The organism is Bacillus sp. FSL P2-0099 (genome assembly GCF_038007445.1).
Classification (GTDB): domain Bacteria; phylum Bacillota; class Bacilli; order Bacillales; family Bacillaceae_G; genus Bacillus_A; species Bacillus_A mycoides.
In genome coordinates this window covers 4,789,386-4,812,912 of the sequence record NZ_JBBOXE010000001.1, presented here as the reverse complement: position 1 = coordinate 4,812,912, position 23,527 = coordinate 4,789,386, and the positions used below count along the sequence as shown (strand labels likewise).

The 23,527-nt window shown below is 40.8% G+C and carries 13 protein-coding genes, 22 tRNA genes, 3 rRNA genes and 5 pseudogenes; 37 read left to right on the top strand and 6 right to left on the bottom strand.

The genetic code is table 11. From position 1 onward, the window contains the following. Nucleotides 1-126 precede the first annotated feature (126 nt). The 30 genes and pseudogenes from MKY90_RS25055 (at nt 127) to MKY90_RS24910 (ending at nt 10,794) form a co-directional block, all read left to right on the top strand. A 16S ribosomal RNA gene (locus MKY90_RS25055) occupies nt 127-1,678 on the top strand. Between the two features lie 146 nt (nt 1,679-1,824). Beyond that, nucleotides 1,825-4,746: ribosomal RNA gene (locus MKY90_RS25050) — 23S ribosomal RNA — on the top strand. Nucleotides 4,747-4,847: 101 nt separating this feature from the next. Next, nucleotides 4,848-4,963, top strand: a 5S ribosomal RNA gene (gene rrf / locus MKY90_RS25045). Together the 16S, 23S and 5S rRNA genes with 22 tRNA genes alongside form the textbook arrangement of a ribosomal RNA operon. A 5-nt stretch (nt 4,964-4,968) precedes the next feature. Next, a tRNA-Val gene (locus tag MKY90_RS25040) sits at nt 4,969-5,044 on the top strand. 4 nt (nt 5,045-5,048) lie between these two features. Continuing rightward, nucleotides 5,049-5,124: transfer RNA gene (locus tag MKY90_RS25035), tRNA-Thr, on the top strand. A 10-nt stretch (nt 5,125-5,134) separates the two neighbouring features. Next, nucleotides 5,135-5,210: transfer RNA gene (locus MKY90_RS25030), tRNA-His, on the top strand. 24 nt (nt 5,211-5,234) lie between these two features. Then, nucleotides 5,235-5,315 (top strand) — tRNA-Leu (locus tag MKY90_RS25025). Nucleotides 5,316-5,344: 29 nt separating this feature from the next. After that, a tRNA-Gly gene (locus tag MKY90_RS25020) sits at nt 5,345-5,419 on the top strand. Nucleotides 5,420-5,435: 16 nt separating this feature from the next. Further along, a tRNA-Leu gene (locus MKY90_RS25015) sits at nt 5,436-5,524 on the top strand. A 3-nt stretch (nt 5,525-5,527) separates the two neighbouring features. Then, nucleotides 5,528-5,601 (top strand) — tRNA-Arg (locus MKY90_RS25010). A gap of 11 nt (nt 5,602-5,612) precedes the next feature. Further along, a tRNA-Pro gene (locus MKY90_RS25005) sits at nt 5,613-5,686 on the top strand. 14 nt (nt 5,687-5,700) lie between these two features. Next, a tRNA-Ala gene (locus MKY90_RS25000) sits at nt 5,701-5,773 on the top strand. A gap of 20 nt (nt 5,774-5,793) precedes the next feature. Then, nucleotides 5,794-5,870, top strand: a tRNA-Met gene (locus MKY90_RS24995). Nucleotides 5,871-5,874: 4 nt separating this feature from the next. Next, nucleotides 5,875-5,951, top strand: a tRNA-Ile gene (locus MKY90_RS24990). Between the two features lie 17 nt (nt 5,952-5,968). Then, nucleotides 5,969-6,061 (top strand) — tRNA-Ser (locus MKY90_RS24985). 27 nt (nt 6,062-6,088) lie between these two features. Continuing rightward, nucleotides 6,089-6,165 (top strand) — tRNA-Met (locus tag MKY90_RS24980). A 3-nt stretch (nt 6,166-6,168) separates the two neighbouring features. Next, nucleotides 6,169-6,244, top strand: a tRNA-Asp gene (locus tag MKY90_RS24975). 14 nt (nt 6,245-6,258) lie between these two features. Further along, nucleotides 6,259-6,334: transfer RNA gene (locus MKY90_RS24970), tRNA-Phe, on the top strand. Between the two features lie 14 nt (nt 6,335-6,348). Next, a tRNA-Thr gene (locus MKY90_RS24965) sits at nt 6,349-6,424 on the top strand. A 10-nt stretch (nt 6,425-6,434) separates the two neighbouring features. After that, nucleotides 6,435-6,510, top strand: a tRNA-Lys gene (locus MKY90_RS24960). 13 nt (nt 6,511-6,523) lie between these two features. Next, nucleotides 6,524-6,594 (top strand) — tRNA-Gly (locus MKY90_RS24955). 10 nt (nt 6,595-6,604) lie between these two features. After that, nucleotides 6,605-6,681 (top strand) — tRNA-Ile (locus MKY90_RS24950). Between the two features lie 7 nt (nt 6,682-6,688). Continuing rightward, nucleotides 6,689-6,763: transfer RNA gene (locus MKY90_RS24945), tRNA-Asn, on the top strand. 6 nt (nt 6,764-6,769) lie between these two features. Further along, nucleotides 6,770-6,860: transfer RNA gene (locus tag MKY90_RS24940), tRNA-Ser, on the top strand. 6 nt (nt 6,861-6,866) lie between these two features. After that, nucleotides 6,867-6,938: transfer RNA gene (locus MKY90_RS24935), tRNA-Glu, on the top strand. Nucleotides 6,939-7,075: 137 nt separating this feature from the next. Then, nucleotides 7,076-7,138 (top strand): annotated as a pseudogene (locus tag MKY90_RS24930) (RNA polymerase sigma factor); the annotation flags it as partial. Nucleotides 7,139-7,447: 309 nt separating this feature from the next. Further along, nucleotides 7,448-7,978 (top strand): sigma-70 family RNA polymerase sigma factor, encoded by a 531-nt coding sequence (locus tag MKY90_RS24925; protein ID WP_012261907.1) that lies wholly within the window; start codon nt 7,448-7,450, stop codon nt 7,976-7,978. Continuing rightward, on the top strand, nt 7,971-8,999 hold the full coding sequence (locus MKY90_RS24920; RefSeq protein WP_012261906.1) for a DUF4179 domain-containing protein: 1,029 nt from the start codon (nt 7,971-7,973) through the stop codon (nt 8,997-8,999). Before MKY90_RS24925 ends, MKY90_RS24920 begins: the two co-directional genes overlap by 8 nt. Before the next feature lie 170 nt (nt 9,000-9,169). Then, nucleotides 9,170-9,426 (top strand): annotated as a pseudogene (locus MKY90_RS24915) (IS4 family transposase); the annotation flags it as partial. Nucleotides 9,427-9,849: 423 nt separating this feature from the next. Beyond that, nucleotides 9,850-10,794: an L-lactate dehydrogenase gene (locus tag MKY90_RS24910; RefSeq protein WP_002129674.1), complete on the top strand. Its 945-nt coding sequence runs from the start codon at nt 9,850-9,852 to the stop codon at nt 10,792-10,794. Between the two features lie 173 nt (nt 10,795-10,967). On the opposite strand, the pseudogene MKY90_RS24905 reads toward MKY90_RS24910, so the two are convergent. Beyond that, nucleotides 10,968-11,321 (bottom strand): annotated as a pseudogene (locus MKY90_RS24905) (dockerin type I domain-containing protein); the annotation flags it as partial. Then, nucleotides 11,315-11,434 (bottom strand): annotated as a pseudogene (locus MKY90_RS24900) (TasA family protein); the annotation flags it as partial. The pseudogenes MKY90_RS24900 and MKY90_RS24905, both read right to left, overlap by 7 nt. Nucleotides 11,435-11,904: 470 nt before the next feature. Between MKY90_RS24900 and glgB the strand changes: the two are divergent. The 5 genes from glgB (at nt 11,905) to glgP (ending at nt 19,968) form a co-directional block, all read left to right on the top strand. After that, nucleotides 11,905-13,842 (top strand): 1,4-alpha-glucan branching protein GlgB, encoded by a 1,938-nt coding sequence (gene glgB, locus MKY90_RS24895; protein ID WP_341092827.1) that lies wholly within the window; start codon nt 11,905-11,907, stop codon nt 13,840-13,842. Continuing rightward, nucleotides 13,790-14,920, top strand: coding sequence for a glucose-1-phosphate adenylyltransferase (gene glgC, locus MKY90_RS24890; protein WP_002129671.1), 1,131 nt, complete (start codon nt 13,790-13,792; stop codon nt 14,918-14,920). Before glgB ends, glgC begins: the two co-directional genes overlap by 53 nt. An 18-nt stretch (nt 14,921-14,938) precedes the next feature. After that, on the top strand, nt 14,939-15,973 hold the full coding sequence (glgD, locus tag MKY90_RS24885; RefSeq protein ID WP_341092825.1) for a glucose-1-phosphate adenylyltransferase subunit GlgD: 1,035 nt from the start codon (nt 14,939-14,941) through the stop codon (nt 15,971-15,973). 137 nt (nt 15,974-16,110) lie between these two features. Further along, nucleotides 16,111-17,541: a glycogen synthase GlgA gene (gene glgA, locus MKY90_RS24880; RefSeq protein WP_040963129.1), complete on the top strand. Its 1,431-nt coding sequence runs from the start codon at nt 16,111-16,113 to the stop codon at nt 17,539-17,541. An 18-nt stretch (nt 17,542-17,559) separates the two neighbouring features. After that, entirely contained in the window at nt 17,560-19,968 is a 2,409-nt protein-coding gene (glgP, locus tag MKY90_RS24875) for a glycogen phosphorylase (RefSeq protein ID WP_341092824.1), read from the top strand. 155 nt (nt 19,969-20,123) lie between these two features. Here glgP and MKY90_RS24870 read toward each other — a convergent pair whose 3' ends face one another. Together MKY90_RS24870 and MKY90_RS24865 are read right to left on the bottom strand one after the other, a co-directional pair. Next, nucleotides 20,124-20,258 carry a hypothetical protein gene (locus MKY90_RS24870; protein ID WP_098167658.1) on the bottom strand — a complete coding sequence of 45 codons (135 nt, stop codon included), beginning with the start codon at nt 20,256-20,258 and terminating at the stop codon, nt 20,124-20,126. Nucleotides 20,259-20,335: 77 nt separating this feature from the next. Then, nucleotides 20,336-21,058: a lipase family protein gene (locus MKY90_RS24865; RefSeq protein WP_063218177.1), complete on the bottom strand. Its 723-nt coding sequence runs from the start codon at nt 21,056-21,058 to the stop codon at nt 20,336-20,338. A gap of 141 nt (nt 21,059-21,199) precedes the next feature. On the opposite strand from MKY90_RS24865, the pseudogene MKY90_RS24860 reads away from it, so the two are divergent. Further along, nucleotides 21,200-21,286: pseudogene (locus MKY90_RS24860) on the top strand (MerR family DNA-binding transcriptional regulator); the annotation flags it as partial. A 79-nt stretch (nt 21,287-21,365) separates the two neighbouring features. Here MKY90_RS24860 and MKY90_RS24855 read toward each other — a convergent pair. After that, nucleotides 21,366-22,148: a TIGR00266 family protein gene (locus MKY90_RS24855; protein WP_002191043.1), complete on the bottom strand. Its 783-nt coding sequence runs from the start codon at nt 22,146-22,148 to the stop codon at nt 21,366-21,368. Nucleotides 22,149-22,469: 321 nt separating this feature from the next. Between MKY90_RS24855 and cspD the strand changes: the two genes are divergently transcribed. Continuing rightward, a complete protein-coding gene (gene cspD / locus MKY90_RS24850; RefSeq protein WP_001193051.1) occupies nt 22,470-22,670 on the top strand; it encodes a cold-shock protein CspD in 201 nt (66 codons plus the stop codon). A 43-nt stretch (nt 22,671-22,713) separates the two neighbouring features. Here cspD and MKY90_RS24845 read toward each other — a convergent pair whose 3' ends face one another. Beyond that, nucleotides 22,714-23,445 (bottom strand): yteA family sporulation protein, encoded by a 732-nt coding sequence (locus MKY90_RS24845; RefSeq protein WP_063218175.1) that lies wholly within the window; start codon nt 23,443-23,445, stop codon nt 22,714-22,716. Between the last annotated feature and the right edge of the window lie 82 nt (nt 23,446-23,527).

The following is a 23,527-nucleotide window of genomic DNA, read 5'->3' as shown; positions in this document are numbered from 1 at the left end:
CATCGAAAAATGAAGATGTTAATATGATGAAGTCGCTTCTGAAGCGGCAGATAAGTTCTTTGAAAACTGAACGAAACAAACAACGTGAACGTCAATTTTTATTTTTAGATGCTAGACAAACTAACTTTATTGGAGAGTTTGATCCTGGCTCAGGATGAACGCTGGCGGCGTGCCTAATACATGCAAGTCGAGCGAATGGATTAAGAGCTTGCTCTTATGAAGTTAGCGGCGGACGGGTGAGTAACACGTGGGTAACCTACCCATAAGACTGGGATAACTCCGGGAAACCGGGGCTAATACCGGATAATATTTTGAACTGCATAGTTCGAAATTGAAAGGCGGCTTCGGCTGTCACTTATGGATGGACCCGCGTCGCATTAGCTAGTTGGTGAGGTAACGGCTCACCAAGGCGACGATGCGTAGCCGACCTGAGAGGGTGATCGGCCACACTGGGACTGAGACACGGCCCAGACTCCTACGGGAGGCAGCAGTAGGGAATCTTCCGCAATGGACGAAAGTCTGACGGAGCAACGCCGCGTGAGTGATGAAGGCTTTCGGGTCGTAAAACTCTGTTGTTAGGGAAGAACAAGTGCTAGTTGAATAAGCTGGCACCTTGACGGTACCTAACCAGAAAGCCACGGCTAACTACGTGCCAGCAGCCGCGGTAATACGTAGGTGGCAAGCGTTATCCGGAATTATTGGGCGTAAAGCGCGCGCAGGTGGTTTCTTAAGTCTGATGTGAAAGCCCACGGCTCAACCGTGGAGGGTCATTGGAAACTGGGAGACTTGAGTGCAGAAGAGGAAAGTGGAATTCCATGTGTAGCGGTGAAATGCGTAGAGATATGGAGGAACACCAGTGGCGAAGGCGACTTTCTGGTCTGTAACTGACACTGAGGCGCGAAAGCGTGGGGAGCAAACAGGATTAGATACCCTGGTAGTCCACGCCGTAAACGATGAGTGCTAAGTGTTAGAGGGTTTCCGCCCTTTAGTGCTGAAGTTAACGCATTAAGCACTCCGCCTGGGGAGTACGGCCGCAAGGCTGAAACTCAAAGGAATTGACGGGGGCCCGCACAAGCGGTGGAGCATGTGGTTTAATTCGAAGCAACGCGAAGAACCTTACCAGGTCTTGACATCCTCTGAAAACTCTAGAGATAGAGCTTCTCCTTCGGGAGCAGAGTGACAGGTGGTGCATGGTTGTCGTCAGCTCGTGTCGTGAGATGTTGGGTTAAGTCCCGCAACGAGCGCAACCCTTGATCTTAGTTGCCATCATTAAGTTGGGCACTCTAAGGTGACTGCCGGTGACAAACCGGAGGAAGGTGGGGATGACGTCAAATCATCATGCCCCTTATGACCTGGGCTACACACGTGCTACAATGGACGGTACAAAGAGCTGCAAGACCGCGAGGTGGAGCTAATCTCATAAAACCGTTCTCAGTTCGGATTGTAGGCTGCAACTCGCCTACATGAAGCTGGAATCGCTAGTAATCGCGGATCAGCATGCCGCGGTGAATACGTTCCCGGGCCTTGTACACACCGCCCGTCACACCACGAGAGTTTGTAACACCCGAAGTCGGTGGGGTAACCTTTATGGAGCCAGCCGCCTAAGGTGGGACAGATGATTGGGGTGAAGTCGTAACAAGGTAGCCGTATCGGAAGGTGCGGCTGGATCACCTCCTTTCTATGGAGAATTGATGAACGCAGTTCATCAATAAACGTTGACTTGTTTTGTTTCGTTCAGTTTTGAGAGAACTATCTCTCAAGTTTAAATGTATGTTCTTTGAAAACTAGATAACAGTGTAGCTCATATTTTTTTAATTTTAGTTTGGTTAAGTTAGAAAGGGCGCACGGTGGATGCCTTGACACTAGGAGTCGATGAAGGACGGGACTAACGCCGATATGCTTCGGGGAGCTGTAAGTAAGCTTTGATCCGAAGATTTCCGAATGGGGAAACCCACTATACGTAATGGTATGGTATCCTTACCTGAATACATAGGGTATGGAAGACAGACCCAGGGAACTGAAACATCTAAGTACCTGGAGGAAGAGAAAGCAAATGCGATTTCCTGAGTAGCGGCGAGCGAAACGGAATCTAGCCCAAACCAAGAGGCTTGCCTCTTGGGGTTGTAGGACATTCTATACGGAGTTACAAAGGAACGAGGTAGACGAAGCGACCTGGAAAGGTCCGTCACAGAGGGTAATAACCCCGTAGTCGAAACTTCGTTCTCTCTTGAATGTATCCTGAGTACGGCGGAACACGTGAAATTCCGTCGGAATCTGGGAGGACCATCTCCCAAGGCTAAATACTCCCTAGTGATCGATAGTGAACCAGTACCGTGAGGGAAAGGTGAAAAGCACCCCGGAAGGGGAGTGAAAGAGATCCTGAAACCGTGTGCCTACAAATAGTCAGAGCCCGTTAATGGGTGATGGCGTGCCTTTTGTAGAATGAACCGGCGAGTTACGATCCCGTGCGAGGTTAAGCTGAAGAGGCGGAGCCGCAGCGAAAGCGAGTCTGAATAGGGCGTTTAGTACGTGGTCGTAGACCCGAAACCAGGTGATCTACCCATGTCCAGGGTGAAGTTCAGGTAACACTGAATGGAGGCCCGAACCCACGCACGTTGAAAAGTGCGGGGATGAGGTGTGGGTAGCGGAGAAATTCCAATCGAACCTGGAGATAGCTGGTTCTCCCCGAAATAGCTTTAGGGCTAGCCTTAAGTGTAAGAGTCTTGGAGGTAGAGCACTGATTGAACTAGGGGTCCTCATCGGATTACCGAATTCAGTCAAACTCCGAATGCCAATGACTTATCCTTAGGAGTCAGACTGCGAGTGATAAGATCCGTAGTCAAGAGGGAAACAGCCCAGATCGCCAGCTAAGGTCCCAAAGTGTGTATTAAGTGGAAAAGGATGTGGAGTTGCTTAGACAACTAGGATGTTGGCTCAGAAGCAGCCACCATTTAAAGAGTGCGTAATAGCTCACTAGTCGAGTGACTCTGCGCCGAAAATGTACCGGGGCTAAATACACCACCGAAGCTGCGAATTGATACCAATGGTATCAGTGGTAGGGGAGCGTTCTAAGTGCAGTGAAGTCAGACCGGAAGGACTGGTGGAGCGCTTAGAAGTGAGAATGCCGGTATGAGTAGCGAAAGACGGGTGAGAATCCCGTCCACCGAATGCCTAAGGTTTCCTGAGGAAGGCTCGTCCGCTCAGGGTTAGTCAGGACCTAAGCCGAGGCCGACAGGCGTAGGCGATGGACAACAGGTTGATATTCCTGTACCACCTCTTTATCGTTTGAGCAATGGAGGGACGCAGAAGGATAGAAGAAGCGTGCGATTGGTTGTGCACGTCCAAGCAGTTAGGCTGATAAGTAGGCAAATCCGCTTATCGTGAAGGCTGAGCTGTGATGGGGAAGCTCCTTATGGAGCGAAGTCTTTGATTCCCCGCTGCCAAGAAAAGCTTCTAGCGAGATAAAAGGTGCCTGTACCGCAAACCGACACAGGTAGGCGAGGAGAGAATCCTAAGGTGTGCGAGAGAACTCTGGTTAAGGAACTCGGCAAAATGACCCCGTAACTTCGGGAGAAGGGGTGCTTTCTTAACGGAAAGCCGCAGTGAATAGGCCCAAGCGACTGTTTAGCAAAAACACAGGTCTCTGCGAAGCCGTAAGGCGAAGTATAGGGGCTGACACCTGCCCGGTGCTGGAAGGTTAAGGAGAGGGGTTAGCGTAAGCGAAGCTCTGAACTGAAGCCCCAGTAAACGGCGGCCGTAACTATAACGGTCCTAAGGTAGCGAAATTCCTTGTCGGGTAAGTTCCGACCCGCACGAAAGGTGTAACGATTTGGGCACTGTCTCAACCAGAGACTCGGTGAAATTATAGTACCTGTGAAGATGCAGGTTACCCGCGACAGGACGGAAAGACCCCGTGGAGCTTTACTGTAGCCTGATATTGAATTTTGGTACAGTTTGTACAGGATAGGCGGGAGCCATTGAAACCGGAGCGCTAGCTTCGGTGGAGGCGCTGGTGGGATACCGCCCTGACTGTATTGAAATTCTAACCTACGGGTCTTATCGACCCGGGAGACAGTGTCAGGTGGGCAGTTTGACTGGGGCGGTCGCCTCCTAAAGTGTAACGGAGGCGCCCAAAGGTTCCCTCAGAATGGTTGGAAATCATTCGTAGAGTGCAAAGGCATAAGGGAGCTTGACTGCGAGACCTACAAGTCGAGCAGGGACGAAAGTCGGGCTTAGTGATCCGGTGGTTCCGCATGGAAGGGCCATCGCTCAACGGATAAAAGCTACCCCGGGGATAACAGGCTTATCTCCCCCAAGAGTCCACATCGACGGGGAGGTTTGGCACCTCGATGTCGGCTCATCGCATCCTGGGGCTGTAGTCGGTCCCAAGGGTTGGGCTGTTCGCCCATTAAAGCGGTACGCGAGCTGGGTTCAGAACGTCGTGAGACAGTTCGGTCCCTATCCGTCGTGGGCGCAGGAAATTTGAGAGGAGCTGTCCTTAGTACGAGAGGACCGGGATGGACGCACCGCTGGTGTACCAGTTGTTCTGCCAAGGGCATAGCTGGGTAGCTATGTGCGGAAGGGATAAGTGCTGAAAGCATCTAAGCATGAAGCCCCCCTCAAGATGAGATTTCCCATAGCGTAAGCTAGTAAGATCCCTGAAAGATGATCAGGTTGATAGGTTCGAGGTGGAAGCATGGTGACATGTGGAGCTGACGAATACTAATAGATCGAGGACTTAACCATATAATATGAAGCAATGTTATCTAGTTTTGAAAGAATATAAAAAACTTGTTGACTTTAAATGTCGAATAAGTTATGATAATTCTTGTCTTAAATGAATACAGTCTGGTAATGATGGCAGAGAGGTCACACCCGTTCCCATACCGAACACGGAAGTTAAGCTCTCTAGCGCCGATGGTAGTTGGGACCTTGTCCCTGTGAGAGTAGGACGTTGCCAGGCAATTCGGAGGATTAGCTCAGCTGGGAGAGCACCTGCCTTACAAGCAGGGGGTCGGCGGTTCGATCCCGTCATCCTCCACCATTTAGCCGACTTAGCTCAATTGGTAGAGCAACTGACTTGTAATCAGTAGGTTGGGGGTTCAAGTCCTCTAGTCGGCACCAGAAAATCATGGCGGTTGTGGCGAAGTGGTTAACGCACCGGATTGTGGCTCCGGCACTCGTGGGTTCAATTCCCATCAGTCGCCCCATTTTTTCTTTTTAAATTATAATATGCGGGTGTGGCGGAATTGGCAGACGCACTAGACTTAGGATCTAGCGCCTTTGGCGTGGGGGTTCGACTCCCTTCACCCGCACTTTTAATAAAATAACTCAAACATGTCTTGCGGAAGTAGTTCAGTGGTAGAATACAACCTTGCCAAGGTTGGGGTCGCGGGTTCGAATCCCGTCTTCCGCTCCAATTTTCAGTATGACATGCCGGGGTGGCGGAACAGGCAGACGCACAGGACTTAAAATCCTGCGGTGGGTGACCACCGTGCGGGTTCGACCCCCGCCCTCGGCACCATATGCGCCCGTAGCTCAATTGGATAGAGCGTTTGACTACGGATCAAGAGGTTAGGGGTTCGACTCCTCTCGGGCGCGTTTTTTATTAACGGGAAGTGGCTCAGCTTGGTAGAGCACCTGGTTTGGGACCAGGGGGTCGCAGGTTCAAATCCTGTCTTCCCGATATTTTCAAAATATGGGGCCTTAGCTCAGCTGGGAGAGCGCCTGCCTTGCACGCAGGAGGTCAGCGGTTCGATCCCGCTAGGCTCCACTTATTTGAATATAACTTATGGCGGTGTAGCTCAGCTGGCTAGAGCGTACGGTTCATACCCGTGAGGTCGGGGGTTCGATCCCCTCCGCCGCTACCATAAAGGACCTTTAGCTCAGCTGGTTAGAGCAGACGGCTCATAACCGTCCGGTCGTAGGTTCGAGTCCTACAAGGTCCACCACTCAAAGTTCATATCTCGGAGGTATACCCAAGTTCGGCTGAAGGGATCGGTCTTGAAAACCGACAGGCGGCGAGAGTCGCGCGGGGGTTCGAATCCCTCTACCTCCTCCATTTTTTCTAAATTAAATATTATATCATCGCGGGGTGGAGCAGTACGGTAGCTCGTCGGGCTCATAACCCGAAGGTCGCAGGTTCAAATCCTGTCCCCGCAACCAAATGGTCCCGTGGTGTAGTGGTTAACATGCCTGCCTGTCACGCAGGAGATCGCCGGTTCGACCCCGGTCGGGACCGCCATTTTTTTACATAAAGGCTCGGTAGCTCAGTCGGTAGAGCAGAGGACTGAAAATCCTCGTGTCGGCGGTTCGATTCCGTCCCGAGCCACCATTTTGAAATCGCAAGCCGGCTTAGCTCAATTGGTAGAGCAACTGACTTGTAATCAGTAGGTTGGGGGTTCAAGTCCTCTAGCCGGCACCACTTTCAAAATGAGCCATTAGCTCAGTTGGTAGAGCATCTGACTTTTAATCAGAGGGTCGAAGGTTCGAATCCTTCATGGCTCACCATTTTTAATTTAATGCGGGTGTAGTTTAGTGGTAAAACAAGAGCCTTCCAAGCTCTGGTCGAGAGTTCGATTCTCTTCACCCGCTTATCTATTATGGGCCTATAGCTCAGCTGGTTAGAGCGCACGCCTGATAAGCGTGAGGTCGATGGTTCGAGTCCATTTAGGCCCACCATAATTATTCCGCAGTAGCTCAGTGGTAGAGCTATCGGCTGTTAACCGATCGGTCGTAGGTTCGAGTCCTACCTGCGGAGCCATATTATAGAGAAGTACCCAAGTGGCTCAAGGGGCTCCCCTGCTAAGGGAGTAGATCGCGAACGCGGTGCGAGGGTTCGAATCCCTTCTTCTCTGCCAGATTTTGGCCCGTTGGTCAAGTGGTTAAGACACCGCCCTTTCACGGCGGTAACACGGGTTCGAATCCCGTACGGGTCATACTAAAAGAGATAGCATAATCTGCTATCTCTTTTTTGTTGTATAAAAGTGGACTTTGAATAGTCTGCTTTTTTTTTATGGATTTCTTGTATACTTTTTTCTATTTGAATCGTCTAACTAATAGAAAAGAGAGAGCAATGGAGTATGAAAAGCTCATTATAGAAACATCAAAAAGTATTTATAGATATTTGCTTAAAATAGAGCTAACATCACATGCCCATCAAGCTAAGATTTTAAGACACCCCCATAACGAGAATTTTACCTTTTTTACAGTTATTTATGAGAATTCAGCTCGTTTTTCCGTTTTGGGAGATCTTTTTTACTTTAAATTTGGTATGAACAAGCTATATATTTGGCTCTTATTTCTATCTGGATTTCTGGTGTCTTTTCTTTAATGCTGGATATTAATCATTGCAATAAGTTGTAGGAGATTTATGTATATGCACTTATTTTTGCAACCTTTTTATTCTCTCATTCGACTATATTAGTAAAGGGAGGAAGAAATAAAAATGGACATAGCCTATCTAGTAAAACAAGCAACAAGAGGAAATGATCAAGCATTTGAACAACTTATTACTTTTGTTCGCCCGAAATTATATCGAACAGCCTATTCTTATGTAAGAAATGAACAAGATGCACTGGATATATACCAAGAAACAATTTATGAAGCATATCTTTCACTGAGAAAATTAAAGAAGCCGGAGAAATTTCAAAGTTGGATTACCAAAATTCTTGTTTTTAAATCCATTGATTTTGTAAGAAAATCCTCTAGACAATTTGTTGCGAATGATGAAATATTTGCTAATTTATGTACAGAAGAAAGCATGAATAAATTAGAACAATCATTGGATTTAACCGAGGCATTTAATTTCTTAGATCCTACTTACAAAACTATTATTTTATTAAGGTATTATCACGATTTATCTATTAAGGAAATTGCTGAGGTTCTTAACTCTCCAGAAGGAACGGTAAAATCTCAATTACATCGAGCAAAGCAAGCCTTACGCCCCATTTTAAAGGAGGGATATAGTTATGAATAAAGAAGAATTTAATCACCATATCAATGATATTCCTATACCAGAAGACCGGTTAATTCAAAGAGAAAAAACAGCCATGCTTCAAGCTAAGAAAAATCAATACCGTAGAAAAAAAACAATCAAGTATTCTAGTCTTGTTGCTTGTGGAATATGTGTTTCTCTCTTAGGTTTTGGATTCATTTCTCCTGCTATGGCAAAGACTTTATCGAGTGTTCCAGTTATAGGCCCCATTTATGCACAATTTAATGATATTGCTTCTGATAAAATTGAAAAGGATGAGCTTGCTACATCAATTGAAAGACAAGATAACCATAGTGGTTTAACGATGAATGTGAAAGAAGCTGTTTACGATGGCGGACGTTTAGTGATCACGGTGGAATACAAAGGAGAAAATACTATTTCCAATAGCAATGAAGAGAAAGCTGGATTTAGTTATGTAACCATTAATGGGAAAGAAGTCAGAGCTGCAATTAGTTCTACTTCACAGAAGTCAAAAGGACGAAACACCATTATTGAGCAGCATGAATTCACTCTGGCTAATTACGGTGAATTTGGTGATAAAATTGATGTTTCCGTCCATGGAGAAGATTTATTTGGAAAAGCAGGAACATGGAATGTAGCATTTCCTCTTACAAAAGTTGAAGGTGAGATTCGTAAATTTACTCCTAATATAAAAACATTAACGAAAGATAATCTGTATGCATTAACAGTAGATCAAGTAACTTTTTCTTCACTTTCAACGAGGATTGATTTGACCTTTGATTATCCAAAAGAAATGGAAGCTAATGATAGTTGGCCAGCACTTGATTATACTGTCACTGATGATAAAGGAAAAATCTACGAAGGAGTCAGCTTGCAAGTTGGTAGCACGGGACTATACGGACACCATATTGTTTTAGCTCTTCCACCAATGGATAATCCTCCAAAATCCTTAACAATTAAACCTACGTATCTTAGTGGTCAAAATGATACTTTAAAAAATGGAGGTTCTGAAGATTTAAAAATGACTGTTTTACTACAATAATTGAAGGGCTTTGCTAGGTTTCCATGTCTATTGACTGTTAATAAGTGACGTTGTGTTAACTTGATGTGTATGGAAAAAACATCACTATCAAGCTAAGATAAATTTGTATCCATGTAATCAAAAAAACGCTATTCTTTTTGTAGAATTATACAGAAAGGATGGCGTTTTTGATGAAGTCTATCATTTCAAATGAACTGGACCTTTTCGCACAAGAGCTCCAGTAGTCCTACAAGAGATCGCCAAACAAGTTGGTTTTATACAGCGATCTAGCAAGTATCAAGCAAACGAACTCATTGCCCTTTGCGTATGGCTCAGTCAAGAAATTGCTAGCACATCATTTATACAATTGTGCAGTCAGTTAGAAGTTTCTACAGGTGTACTTATGAGCTCAGAAGGACTGAATCAACGCTTTAATCCAGAAGCTGTCTTTCAATAGGTGATCTACTGAAGGCAGCTTCTTTATGCTGTTATTATTATAGGGTTTTGTCGGTAAGTCGATATTCCTTGTCGAATCGTTGATATATTTTGAGTTACGGTAGATATATTCTAAAAATCGTTGATATATTTAAATAATCGTCGATATAATTTCACTTACCGACAAAAAACCTAAGAAAAACCCTTTCACAATCTAAAGAAAACGCCTCCATTGAGATGGATTTCACCCGCACTCTAATAACTTTACACTCTATGTGAAAAAGTTCACAAATAGGTCATAAATTGTGAAGGAATTCACAATAATCCGTGCTACAATATGTATGTAAAGAAGTTAAACAACATTAAATTAGTATTTTAATTAATTACTTAAACAATAATAAAAAATAGATGTAAACAATTGAAAGGGGAAATTACCATGAAAAAAGGTATCAATCGCGTAGTATTAGTAGGAACAGGAGCTGTAGGTTGTAGTTACGCTTACTCAATGATCAACCAAGGTGTAGCTGAAGAATTCGTACTAGTAGATGTTAATGAAGCAAAAGCAGAAGGAGAAGCAATGGACTTAAGCCATGCGGTACCATTCTCTCCAGCACCAACAAAAGTTTGGAGCGGTAGCTATGCAGATTGTAAAGATGCAGATTTAGTAGTTATCACTGCTGGATTACCACAAAAGCCAGGCGAAACTCGTTTAGACTTAGTTGAGAAAAATACAAAGATCTTTAAACAAATCGTTCGCGGTATTATGGATAGCGGATTCGATGGAATCTTCTTAATCGCAACTAACCCAGTTGATATTTTAACTTACGTAACTTGGAAAGAATCTGGTTTACCGAAAGAGCGCGTAATCGGTTCTGGTACTACTTTAGACTCTGCTCGTTTCCGTTACATGTTAGGTGACTACTTAGATGTAGATCCACGTAACGTTCATGCTTACATCGTTGGTGAGCACGGTGACACTGAACTTCCAGTATGGAGCCACGCTACTGTAGGTGTACAAAAACTAGAAACAATCTTAGCGAACAACGAACAGTATAACCAAGAAGATTTAGATAAAATCTTTGAAAATGTACGCGATGCAGCTTACCACATTATTGAGCGTAAAGGCGCAACTTACTACGGAATCGGTATGTCACTACTTCGTGTAACTAAAGCAATCTTAAGCAACGAGAACAGCGTATTAACTGTATCGGCATACCTTGAAGGTCAATATGGTGAGAAAGATGCTTTCGTAGGTGTTCCAGCTGTTATTAACCGCGAAGGTGTACGTGAAATCGTAGAACTTGAGCTAAATGAAGAAGAAAAAGCGAAATTCGCTCATTCTGTAAAAGTATTAAAAGAAACAATGGCACCAGTACTATAATAATTGCTAAATAATTCAGAGGCGGGAAACTGCTTCCTACCTCTGAGTTTTTATATAATTTAATATAAATTCCTTTTCCGGTTTCCCTTGTATATCCCCAATATACCCCTTTTGCTGGATAAGGGTCGTTTATAGAAAAGAGCACTCTACTTTATATAGAGTGCTCTTTATTATTATTTTTTAGGTGTTAATCCTAATTTCTTTAAAATATCTGCAAGTGTACCGCTTTTTGATTTTTCAACAGGCGTTTGTGATTTAGCTGCATCTGGCCCTTTTTTCAAGAAGTTCTTTTCAACGAAACGAATGTCTTTTTCGTCGACGATGCCGTCATTATTAAGATCGCCATCTTTTACAGATACTCCTTTTTTACCATAGTTATTAGCGATAATTTCAGCATCTTTAATATCAATTATTTTATCGCCATTTACGTCGCCTGCAAGGTTTTCATCTGGACGAGCATATTAATATTGACCGAGTAGCTGACCATCTTTTTCAGTACCTAATTTCGTTGTTAGACGGTTTGAAATGAATTACCCGATGTTTCAGAATCACTGAAATAGGCGAATACACCGCCGAATGTAAGGGATAAGCCAAGTGAAGCTGTGACAACTCCCATTCCAACCTTTGGTTTTAATGACATAAGAAAGCCCCCTAATTTAATTTTTATCAGACTTTCGCCTGGAGCATCGATAGAGTAAACATAGTGTTTCAGTATGAATTATATTTGCGAAGGTTCAATGTTCTTTATTGAGAATGAGTATATGCTTATAAATTTTCCATTTCAATAAAATTGTGACAAAAAATATTGAGAAACATTTTTTTATGACAGATTATTTTGTTACGATTTTAAGTGATACATAGCGAGTAAAATAGGATAAATCTTATGAAATAAAGGTTGAGAAATAAATAATAGGATGAAAGGCTAGTAGGAAATGAAGCGTTTGCAATGAATATTCGTCAAAATTCGATAATTTACACGGAAAATGTGAAAATTTTAAGTGAAATTTAAGAAAAAAACGAATATTTTTTAAAAAATAACAAGGATATTTCAGTTTTTCGCAGAAATGATAAAGAGTAAAAAATTTCTGTCATCTTAGTGAGGTGAACATATTGGATGTAATAAATTGTGAAGAAGTGAAACGAGATGAGTTTCATACAGAAAAGTACTATGACAGTTATAACATCTTTGGGGCACATATTGTGACGGAAGATGGGATGCGAGGTGTACGATTCACAGTATGGGCTCCTCATGCGAAAGCAATGAGTGTTGTTGGAGATTTTAATGAATGGGATTATGAGCAACATAAGATGCTCCAAGTGACAGAAGAGGGGATTTGGTCCTTGTTTGTACCGCATATTGAAGAGAATGAGATATATAAGTATGCGATTGAAACGATGGATGGTGACGTTATTTTAAAAGCAGATCCTTACGCAGTATATGCAGAAGTAAGACCAAATACGGCATCTGTAGTTTTTGATATAGAGGGATATGAATGGAATGATAAAAACTGGATTCGTAAGAGAAAGAAAAAATCGATTTATAAAGAAGCGATGACAGTTTATGAATTACATTTCGGTTCTTGGAAAAAGAAAGAAGATGGCGCTCTGTATTCTTACAGAGAAATGGCCGAGGAGCTCATTCCGTATGTGGTGGAACATCAATTTACACATATTGAAATTATGCCGCTTGTTGAGCATCCCTATGACCGTTCTTGGGGATATCAAGGAACAGGATATTATGCAGCGACAAGTAGATTCGGCACGCCACATGATTTGATGTATTTTGTCGATGAATGTCATAAATATGGAATCGGTGTCATTTTAGATTGGGTACCGGGGCATTTTTGTAAAGATGCTCACGGTTTATATTTGTTTGATGGGACACCGACTTATGAATATAAAGATAGAGATGTACAAGAAAACCTTGTATGGGGAACTGTTAATTTTGATTTAGGGAAGAGAGAAGTACGTAATTTCTTAATTTCAAATGCGTTATTTTGGATGAGGTATTTCCATATTGATGGTTTCAGGGTAGATGCAGTTGCGAATATGCTGTACTGGAATAAAGAAGGAAAAGAGCAAAGCAATGAACATGCTGTTTCTTTCTTACGAGAGTTAAATGAAGCCGTGTTTGCAGAAGATGAAGAGTTTCTTATGACAGCGGAAGATTCAACAGCTTGGCCACTTGTAACAGCTCCAACATACGAGGGTGGACTTGGATTCAATTATAAATGGAATATGGGTTGGATGAATGATGTGCTGAAATATATGGAATGTGCGCCAGAGTACCGGAAATACATTCATGAGAAAATGACATTCTCTTTAATATATGCTCACTCTGAAAACTTCATATTGCCGCTTTCTCATGATGAAGTCGTTCATGGGAAAAAGTCGTTATTAAATAAAATGCCGGGAGATTACTGGGATAAGTTTGCTCAGCTTCGTTTATTATATGGATATTTCTTTACTCATCCAGGTAAGAAATTACTCTTTATGGGTGGAGAATTCGGGCAATTTGATGAGTGGAAAGACCTTGAAGATTTAGATTGGAATTTACATGATTTTGAAATGCATCGTAATATGCATGATTACTTTAAAGAGCTCATAGCATTGTATAAGCGCTCAAAACCACTTTGGCAGTTAGATCACTCGCCTGAAGGATTTCAGTGGATTGATGCTAATAATAATGAGCAAAGTATTTTCTCGTTTATCCGCCAAGGGGATAAGCAGGAAGATGCGTTAGTTGTCGTATGTAATTTTACGAAAGCTACATATGAAAACTATAAAGTAGGTGTACCAGATTTCGAGTACTATAACGAAATTTTAAACAGTGACTCGGCGCAATATGGCGGATCGGGGCAAGTTAATAAGAAACGTCTCAAGACGATTCTAGAGCCATATCATAATCAAGCGGCACATGTAGAAATTACAATTCCACCATTTGGCGTATCCATATTACGACCAGTGAAGACGAGAAAGGGGAGCAAAAAACAAGATGGCTCAAAAACAAAAGTGCGTAGCAATGTTACTAGCAGGGGGAAAAGGTAGTCGTTTAAGTGCATTAACAAAAAATTTAGCCAAGCCAGCTGTTCCATTTGGTGGTAAATATCGCATTATTGATTTTACGTTAAGTAACTGTGCAAACTCCGGTATTGAAACGGTGGGGATTTTAACACAATATCAACCGTTAGAACTTCATAATTATATTGGAATCGGAAATGCTTGGGATCTTGATCGTGTAAACGGTGGAGTCACTGTGTTACCTCCTTATGCGGAGTCTTCAGGTGTGAAGTGGTATACAGGTACGGCAAGTGCTATTTATCAAAACTTAAACTATTTAAGTCAGTATGAACCAGAATATGTCCTTATTTTATCAGGCGATCATATTTATAAAATGGATTACAGCAAAATGCTAGATTACCATATTGAGAAAGAAGCGGACGTTTCGATTTCTGTTATTGAAGTGCCGTGGGATGAAGCAAGTCGCTTTGGCATAATGAATACAAATGAAGAGATGGAAGTTGTTGAATTTGAGGAGAAACCGCAATTTCCAAGAAGTAATCTTGCATCAATGGGAATTTATATTTTTAACTGGGCTATTTTAAAAGAATATTTAGAGATGGATGCAAGAAACCCTGAATCTAGTAATGACTTCGGAAAAGATGTACTTCCGCTTTTATTAGATGAAGGGAAGAAGTTGATGGCGTATCCGTTTGAAGGATATTGGAAAGATGTTGGAACGGTGAAAAGCTTATGGGAAGCGAATATGGATTTACTTCGCGATGAAACATCGTTGAACTTGAACGATCGTAATTGGCGAATTTATTCTGTAAATCCAAACGAGCCACCTCAATATATTGCAGAAAAGGCAAAAGTAGAAGAGTCACTTATTAATGAAGGGTGCGTCATTGAAGGGGACGTGAAGCATTCTGTTTTATTCCAAGGAGTGACGGTGGAAGAAGGTAGTATGGTAATCGATTCTGTCGTTATGCCGGGGGCAAAGATTGGTAAAAACGTTGTGATTGAAAGAGCGATCGTTGGATCGGAAATGGTTATTGAAGATGGGACAATAATTCGTCCAGAAAAAAATGTTGATGATGTAGTACTAATTGCTGAAGGAAAATAGAAAAGGGGGATGAAATGAATGGGAGAAAAAATGTTAGGAATTATTAATGCAACGGGAAGTTTTCCTTCCTTAAAGAAAGTAACAGGGCATCGTTCATTAGCGGCGTTACCGTTTGGAGGCCGTTACCGCCTCATTGATTTCATGCTTTCAAATATGGTGAATTCTAATATTCATAGCGTGGCGGTTTTTACAAGTCATAAAAATCGTTCTTTAATGGATCATGTCGGTTCAGGAAAACAGTGGGATTTAGATAGAAAGCGTGATGGACTGTTTTTATTCCCACCGAACTGCCAATGTGATCATGACGAATTTGGATCTTTTGCACATTTTAGAAGACATATTGATTATTTTCTAAGAAGCAGAGAAGAATATGTTGTTATTACGAATAGCCATCTTGTAACAGCGTTAAACTTTCAAGCGGTGTTAGAGCGACATATGCATACGTCTGCAGATATTACTGAAGTTTGTCATGAAGGGGTTTCGCTTCAAACATATGTGTTAAAGAAACAATTATTGCTAGACTTATTTGAGACATATAAAGATGTGGAGCAATACAGTTTATTTGATGTAGTGAGAGAAAAGAGCGGGAAATCACTGCATATTGCTACGTATGAGCATACAGGATATGTAGCTAGTATTGATTCTATTGAAAGTTACTATAAGCATAGTCTAGAAATTTTGCAGCCTACTATTTGGAAGCAATTATTTAAGAAAGAAGCACCAATCTTTACGAAAGTAAAAGATGAGCCGCCAACTCGTTATATGAAGGGTGCAGTAGTGAAAAATACGATGATTGCAAACGGTAGTATTATTGAAGGTGAAGTGGAAAATAGTGTTATCTCCCGTTCTGTTAAAATTGGAAAAGGTTCAATTGTTCGTAATAGTATTATTATGCAAAAGAGCAAAATTGGAGATAATTGCATAATAGACGGTGTTATTATTGATAAAGATGTGAAACTTGGCGACGGCGTAGTGTTAAAAGGAAGTGCTGATGAGCCATATGTTGTAGAAAAAGGTAGTGTACAAAATAGTACAATCAGCAGTTATTCGTAAATAGCAGGTGCATAATTAGTGGGGGATTTAGAAAACCCCCACTAATTAAGGTTTTACTCTATATGAAAACTTGAAGGGAGGAAGCTGTAAGAAGAGCGATTTATGATGTATACGCTTTTCGTGCAGTGGAACAACAGGTGAATATTTTATTTGCAGTATCAGAATGTGTACCGTTTATTAAATCCGGAGGTCTAGCTGATGTAGCAGGAGCGCTTCCAAAAGAATTAAAAAAATTAGGAGTGAATGTTCGCATTATACTTCCAAACTACAGTCTTATCCCGAAAGAGTTAAGAGAAGGATGTACGCTTCATAAAGTAATTAACGTTCCTCTTGGATGGAGAAATCAATATTGCGGGATTTTAAAAGGTGAGCAGGACGGGATTACGTATTACTTAATAGATAATGAATATTATTTTAAGAGAGATTCTCTATATGGCCATTATGATGATGGGGAGCGTTTTTCTTATTTTTCAAAAGCAGTTTTAGAGTGTATTCCGCATCTTGATTTCGAAGTAGATGTTCTTCATAGCCATGATTGGCATACAGCTATGGTTAATTTCTTACTTCGTGAAAAGTATCAAGATAACCCGTTATATGAGCATATTAAAACGGTATATACGATTCATAACTTGCAGTTCCAAGGTGTGTTTCCTCCTGAAGTGATGTACGACTTACTGGAGCTTGGTCATGAATATCTTCATAGTGAACAGCTTGAGTTTTATGGAAACGTGAACTTTATGAAAGGCGGTATTATCGCATCTGACCAAATTACAGCGGTTAGCCCGACATATAAAGAAGAGATTCAATATGAGTTTTTCGGTGAGAAGTTAGATGGATTGCTACGAAAATATAATGATAAGCTTAGTGGCATTGTAAATGGAATTGATACGAGCGTATATAATCCAGAAACAGATCCATATATTACGGCTCAGTATAGTGCAGAATCGCTAGATGAAAAGAATGAAAATAAACGCGCATTGCAGCGTTATTTTGGTTTACCAGAAAAAGAAGATACACCAGTTATTTCGATGGTAACACGATTAACGAAACAAAAGGGGCTTGATCTAGTACGTACTGTATTCCGTGAAATAATGGAAGAAGATGTACAATGTATTATTTTAGGATCAGGCGATTCTGAATACGAGCAGTTCTTTGAATGGATGGCATACGAGTATCCAGAAAAGGTAAAAGTATATATTGGGTTTAATGAAGCGTTAGCGCACCAAGTGTACGCGGGAAGCGATTTGTTTTTAATGCCATCGCTGTTTGAACCGTGTGGACTTGGACAACTTATTGCGCTAGCATATGGCACGATTCCAATTGTAAGAGAAACAGGCGGATTAAATGATACTGTACATTCTTACGATGAGGACACTGGAATTGGGAATGGCTTTAGCTTTACGAATTTTAATGCGCATGACATGTTACATACGATTCTTCGTGCAATTGAGTTTTATCAAGATAAACCGGTATGGGATAAGCTTGTAAAGCAAGCGATGACTGAAGATTATAGCTGGGGGAAATCTGCTCTTGCATACAAGAAATTGTATAAAAGTCTCATGGAATAACATTGAGGTGGTGAAAAAATGTTTACTCATGTTGAAAGCTTCAAATCCGCTTTTTTAGAAAAATTAGAAACGATGTATGGGAAAAGTTTCAAAGATTCTACAACTCGTGATCAGTATAATACGCTCGGTCATATGGTACGTGAGTATATGAATAGTCAATGGATTGCAACGAATGAAAGTTATCGTTCTGGAGATCAAAAACAAATGTATTATTTATCCATTGAGTTTTTACTTGGGCGTTTGTTAGGCAGTAACATATTAAATTTAGGCATTCGAGATGTATGTGAAAAAGGACTTTTTGAACTTGGAATTTCTTTGCACGAGTTAGAAGAGATTGAAGCAGATGCTGGCCTTGGTAACGGTGGACTTGGACGTTTAGCAGCCTGTTTCCTCGATTCACTCGCTTCTTTAAACTTACCAGGACATGGCTGTGGTATTCGTTATAAGCATGGTCTGTTTGATCAAAAAATTGTTGATGGCTATCAAGTAGAATTTCCAGAACAGTGGCTTCTTCATGAAAACGTTTGGGAAGTAAGAAGGTATGACCAAGCCGTAGAAGTAAGTTATTTTGGAAACGTTGAACCACTAGAAATTGATGGACGTTTAGAGTTCAGGCATACAAATGCAGAAGTTATTATGGCAGTACCATATGACGTTCCAGTTGTAGGGTATGAAACGAGTACTGTAAATACGCTTCGGCTTTGGAATGCGGAGCCAGTTCCTTTCCCGCAAAATTGTAAAGATATTTTGAAATATAAGCGTGAAACAGAGGCCGTATCGGAGTTTTTATATCCAGATGATACGCATGATGAGGGGAAAATACTTCGTTTAAAACAACAGTATTTCCTCGTATCAGCAAGTTTGCAAAATATCGTTCGTATGCATAGGGAGAGACACGGTAGTCTTCGTCAGTTACATGAAAAAATCGCGATTCATATAAACGATACACATCCGGTTCTAGCAATTCCAGAACTTATGCGTATTTTATTAGACGAAGAAAAATTGACATGGGAAGAAGCTTGGCACATAACAATGCAGACGATTTCCTATACGAATCATACGACGTTATCAGAAGCGCTTGAGAAATGGCCAATTCGCATTTTTAAACCGTTATTACCGAGAATTTATATGATTATTGAAGAAATTAATGAACGTTTCTGTCATGAGCTTTGGGACCGTTATTCGTACGATTGGAAGCGTATTGAGGACATGGCCATTATTGCGCATGACCTTGTGAAAATGGCTCATTTAGCGATTGTTGGTAGCCATAGCGTTAACGGTGTGGCGAAAATTCATACAGAAATTTTAAAGCAGCGTGAAATGCGATTGTTCTATGAATTTTATCCAGATAAGTTTAATAATAAAACGAATGGAATTGCTCATAGGCGCTGGCTAATGAAGGCGAATCCACAGCTGACGAATCTTATTTCGGAAGCGATTGGAGAAGAATGGAAGAAAGAGCCGATTAAGCTGCAAGCACTGCAAAACTTCATACATGATACTAGTTTTCAAGAAAAGCTTGCAGGGGTAAAACAAGAGCGTAAGATTATTTTAGCGGAGAGCATTCATAATAAAATGGGGATCACTATTGATCCAAATTCTATTTTTGATGTGCAAGTGAAAAGGCTACATGCTTATAAACGACAGTTATTAAATGTTCTTCATATTTTGTACTTGTATAATCGTTTAAAAGAGGATACTAGTTTTTCATTTTACCCGCGTACTTTTATTTTTGGAGCGAAAGCATCACCTGGCTATTATTATGCGAAGAAAATTATTAAATTAATAAATGAGCTTGCAAGAAAAGTGAATACCGATCCGTACGTAAGTCAATTTATGAAAGTTATCTTTCTAGAAAACTACCGAGTTTCTTTAGCGGAAGATATATTCCCGGCGGCAGATGTAAGTGAACAAATTTCAACTGCAAGTAAAGAAGCATCGGGAACAGGTAACATGAAATTCATGATGAATGGTGCAATTACACTCGGAACGTTAGATGGAGCTAATATTGAAATAAAAGACCGGGTCGGTGATGATGCCTGCTTCATTTTCGGCTTAACAGCGGATGAGGTTCTTCATTACTACCAAAACGGTGGATATCGTGCAAGTGACTATTATCACCACAATATGCATATTAAAAAAGTAGTAGATCAGTTAACGAATGGTTTCTTTGCACATTCGGGAGCTGAATTTGAAGCGATTTATGATTCTCTCGTAATTCAAAATGATGAATACTTCGTTCTGCGAGATTTTGGTCCATATGCGGAAAGGCAAGAAGCTGTTGGTAGAGCCTATGAGAACCGAACGAAGTGGTTAGAAATGTCGATTTTAAATATTGCACAGTCTGGTCATTTTGCGAGTGATCGAACGATTTTACAGTATAGTAATGAGATTTGGAGTATTGGTAATGCGGTTACACAGTATTAAGTGAAAGTCCCTTTTGAAGGGACTTTTATTCATGGAGACAAAGTGTAAAAATGAATAATACGTATAGGGACGCTAAAGTGTATTCACTTTTAAAAGAGGAATATAATTGCTAAAAAACGAGCTTAATCTCATTAAGCTCGTTTTTCCGTTTTTGCTTAAGAAGGAAATGGGATGGCAGTATACATGATACCTGTTCCACCATATTCTCCAGTCGCAAAGTATGAAAATGTAAAGAAACCCGTAAACGTAAAAATTACAATGAGAAAAAGTGCAAAGATAAATTTTAGCATGTAAGGTCCCCTCATCCAAAAAATAATTTCATATATTATTATAGTATAAGGATATTTAATTTCCAATTGTTTGCTGGTTAAAAATGAGAAGTCAGACATGTTTTGTATGTTGTCATGGCATGATTATTTGCAATAGATTTTGTGTTCTTTGTAAAAGTCATGTTGTGATGAACATGTGCATATTCCCAGTCTTGTTCATTAAAATGGACATTGCGCGGAGGGAGAAGAGGAACGACATCAAATAAATTAACAAAGCGAAAGCTACTAGCTACTTGTAGTTTATAATAATTACGAAATGCAATATCGCCCACTTTGGGAGAGGCAAATGTATAAAGACCGTACTGTGCGAAGGCGGTGTTGATACGCGCATCGAGTATATGTAGTGTGGCGAGCGCGCCGCCTAAGCTATGGCCTGTTGCAAGAAGTTTCTTATGGGCTGGTAATGACACGAGCATATCCATAATAGAATCCCGGCAAGATTCATAAATTGAAAGAAAGCCGTTATGAACATTTCCGCTATTTAAAGCGTATGGGTATGGTCTTTGGTTGACGAGTGAATCGATAATCCAATCTGTATCTGTTTGTGTGCCCCTAAAAGCTACAATAATCGTATCCTCAGATTCTAATATGAATCCGAACCATTCTGTCTTTTGAATGGCCTTTCCTTGAAACCCTTGTACATATTGGAACCCATCGGGTATTTCGAAAATGCCATTTTGTTTATATTGTTCATACGTTAACTCGCAGCAAGATGCTAACAATATAGCAGTATCTTTATCAAAGGATAAAGGAGTACGCATCGAGAAAGCCCTCCTTAAGAAAAGGTATAGTTCAATATATGCAGTGAGGGACTTGATTCATTCTTTTTGAAAAAAGGCTTGAACCTACAGTTACGTGAGGGAGTATGATTTTTGTAAACATATTGTTAGGAGGAGTGTAGGATGAGCAAAAAGGAAGGCTATTCAATTGGTGAGTTTTCAAAGAGAACAGGTATATCAATACGAACACTACAGTATTACGATGGAATATTACATAATTAAAAATGGTTTATACAGTCAAAAATAAACAGATAGTTCCCTATGAAGGGCACTATCTGTTTTTAGTGTTTTACTCTTTCCCATCTAAAAGGCGACCAAGTCCGCCTAAAACGCTACCTTCACCGCTGTTTTGAGCTGCTGGGCTTGTAAGACGTGCTGCTAAGCGGCTAAGTGTTAAGGACTGAATCCAAACCGTTCCAGGACCTTCTAGCGTTGCGAAGAATAAACCTTCGCCGCCAAATAGAGCCGTTTTTACTTTTCCAACGAATTGAACATCGTAGTTAACATCTTTCGTCATTGCAACGAGACAACCTGTATCAATGCGAAGTTTCTCGCCAGGTTTCAATTCACGCTTATATACAGTTCCGCCTGCATGCATGAAAGCTAGACCATCACCTTCAAGTTTCTGCATGATGAAACCTTCACCACCGAAGAAACCAGTTCCTATTTTTTTAGTAAACTCAATTCCGATAGAAACACCTTTTGCGGCACAAAGAAATGCATCTTTTTGGCAGACTACTTTTCCTTGATATTCTGTTAAATCAACAGGAATAATTTTTCCAGGATAAGGAGCGGCGAATGATACGTGTCGTTTGCCATGACCTGTATTTGTAAATACAGTCATAAACATACTTTCACCTGTAACGAGACGTTTACCTGCGCCCATTAATTTACCGAATAGACCACTAGATGGTCCAGAACCATCACCGAAAATCGTTTCCATTTCGATATGATCTTCCATCATCATCATTGCGCCAGCCTCTGCGACAACGCTTTCTTCTGGATCCAATTCAATTTCAACAAACTGCATATCATCGCCATATAACTTATACTCGATTTCATGTGCTTGCATTTTTTCACCTCATCATATGTAGTAATTATATTGTACAGAAATCAAAGGAATTAGAATACTGTAGTTTTATTAATTTTTGAATAAAAATAGAATGAAAATTTAAGGTTATACTAGAATTATAAAAAACGATGGGACGAAAGTGTTCTCATTTGACGTTTTTGATATAGCATGATATAGTGAAAACACTATTGAGCTACATAATGTGGTACGGAAATAAAGCACGTTGTATTAAAGGCTGTAAGCTTGTTATACATTCATGTCCTTTATATCCACCTTTTCATGTGGATTCATAGTTTCATTTTTATTTAGGAGGTACATGACATGCAAACAGGTAAAGTTAAATGGTTTAACGGCGAAAAAGGTTTTGGCTTCATCGAAGTTGAAGGCGGAGAAGACGTATTCGTACATTTCTCAGCTATTCAAGGCGACGGCTTCAAAACTTTAGAAGAAGGTCAAGAAGTTTCTTTCGAAATCGTTGATGGAAACCGCGGACCACAAGCAGCTAACGTTACAAAAAACTAATTAGCTAGCGAAAAAAAGCATTCCGAATTTCGGAATGCTTTTTTTATGCTTTAGAACCAGACTCATCTGAAGATAATTCACCTTTAAAGGTGCGTTCTTCAAAGTCATCAAGCAATTGTTCATATTCTTCATGTTCTTCTGTTGCGAAAACTTGTGGGTTTTTTCCATACATATCTGTTCCAATAAAGTTTTCGAAATCCTCTACATACCCAACATTTTCTTCACTATTTACGTACATGCCATTATAGTTTTTTGAATCCTGTCTTTCTAAATCGGATGGTGTTTCTGATGTTCCGTAATTTGCGACGTCTTGCCAAGCATCTTCAGCATCGTACTCTACAGAATGATCTTCGTCGTGCTTATGAAACGAAGGATCTAGCACCTCTTCTTCAACTGGGCGCGTCTGCATATCTAATTTATTTGTAGTGTGCTGAATACACGTTGTAGCAGTTGGCATTGCTTCTAATCTTTCAAATGGAATTTCCTCACCAGACACTTCGCAAATTCCGTACGTACCAGCTTCAATTTTTTGCAGAGCATGTTTCGTATCTTCTAACTGTTTATGCCAAAATTCGATGAGTCCGAAATCTTTCTCACGTTCGTACAATTCTGTAGCCATATCACCTGGATGGTTGTCATAGCCAGACAATTCTCCTACTGAATCACGTTCAGATGCACGGTTTTCATCTTCATGAGTTTGTATCGTTTGTTCAACTTCTTGCTGTTGTTTTTCTAGAATAGATTTAAATTGATTTATTTGTTGTGGAGTTAACATAGTCGTCCACCTTCCTACAATTCAGTTTCTTTATATAGTATGAGCGTTGAGAGTAGGAATTATGAGATGAATTTCAGCCGGG

What these genes read in the sequence shown, in the direction of transcription:
- MKY90_RS24845 (WP_063218175.1), bottom strand. Translation starts at nt 23,445, where the DNA reads ATGTTAACTCCACAACAAATAAATCAATTTAAATCTATTCTAGAAAAA.
- MKY90_RS24865 (WP_063218177.1), bottom strand. Translation starts at nt 21,058, where the DNA reads ATGCGTACTCCTTTATCCTTTGATAAAGATACTGCTATATTGTTAGCA.
- MKY90_RS24920 (WP_012261906.1), top strand. Translation starts at nt 7,971, where the DNA reads ATGAATAAAGAAGAATTTAATCACCATATCAATGATATTCCTATACCA.
- MKY90_RS24870 (WP_098167658.1), bottom strand. Translation starts at nt 20,258, where the DNA reads ATGCTAAAATTTATCTTTGCACTTTTTCTCATTGTAATTTTTACGTTT.
- glgP (WP_341092824.1), top strand. Translation starts at nt 17,560, where the DNA reads ATGTTTACTCATGTTGAAAGCTTCAAATCCGCTTTTTTAGAAAAATTA.
- cspD (WP_001193051.1), top strand. Translation starts at nt 22,470, where the DNA reads ATGCAAACAGGTAAAGTTAAATGGTTTAACGGCGAAAAAGGTTTTGGC.
- MKY90_RS24910 (WP_002129674.1), top strand. Translation starts at nt 9,850, where the DNA reads ATGAAAAAAGGTATCAATCGCGTAGTATTAGTAGGAACAGGAGCTGTA.
- glgD (WP_341092825.1), top strand. Translation starts at nt 14,939, where the DNA reads ATGGGAGAAAAAATGTTAGGAATTATTAATGCAACGGGAAGTTTTCCT.
- MKY90_RS24925 (WP_012261907.1), top strand. Translation starts at nt 7,448, where the DNA reads ATGGACATAGCCTATCTAGTAAAACAAGCAACAAGAGGAAATGATCAA.
- MKY90_RS24855 (WP_002191043.1), bottom strand. Translation starts at nt 22,148, where the DNA reads ATGCAAGCACATGAAATCGAGTATAAGTTATATGGCGATGATATGCAG.
- glgC (WP_002129671.1), top strand. Translation starts at nt 13,790, where the DNA reads ATGGCTCAAAAACAAAAGTGCGTAGCAATGTTACTAGCAGGGGGAAAA.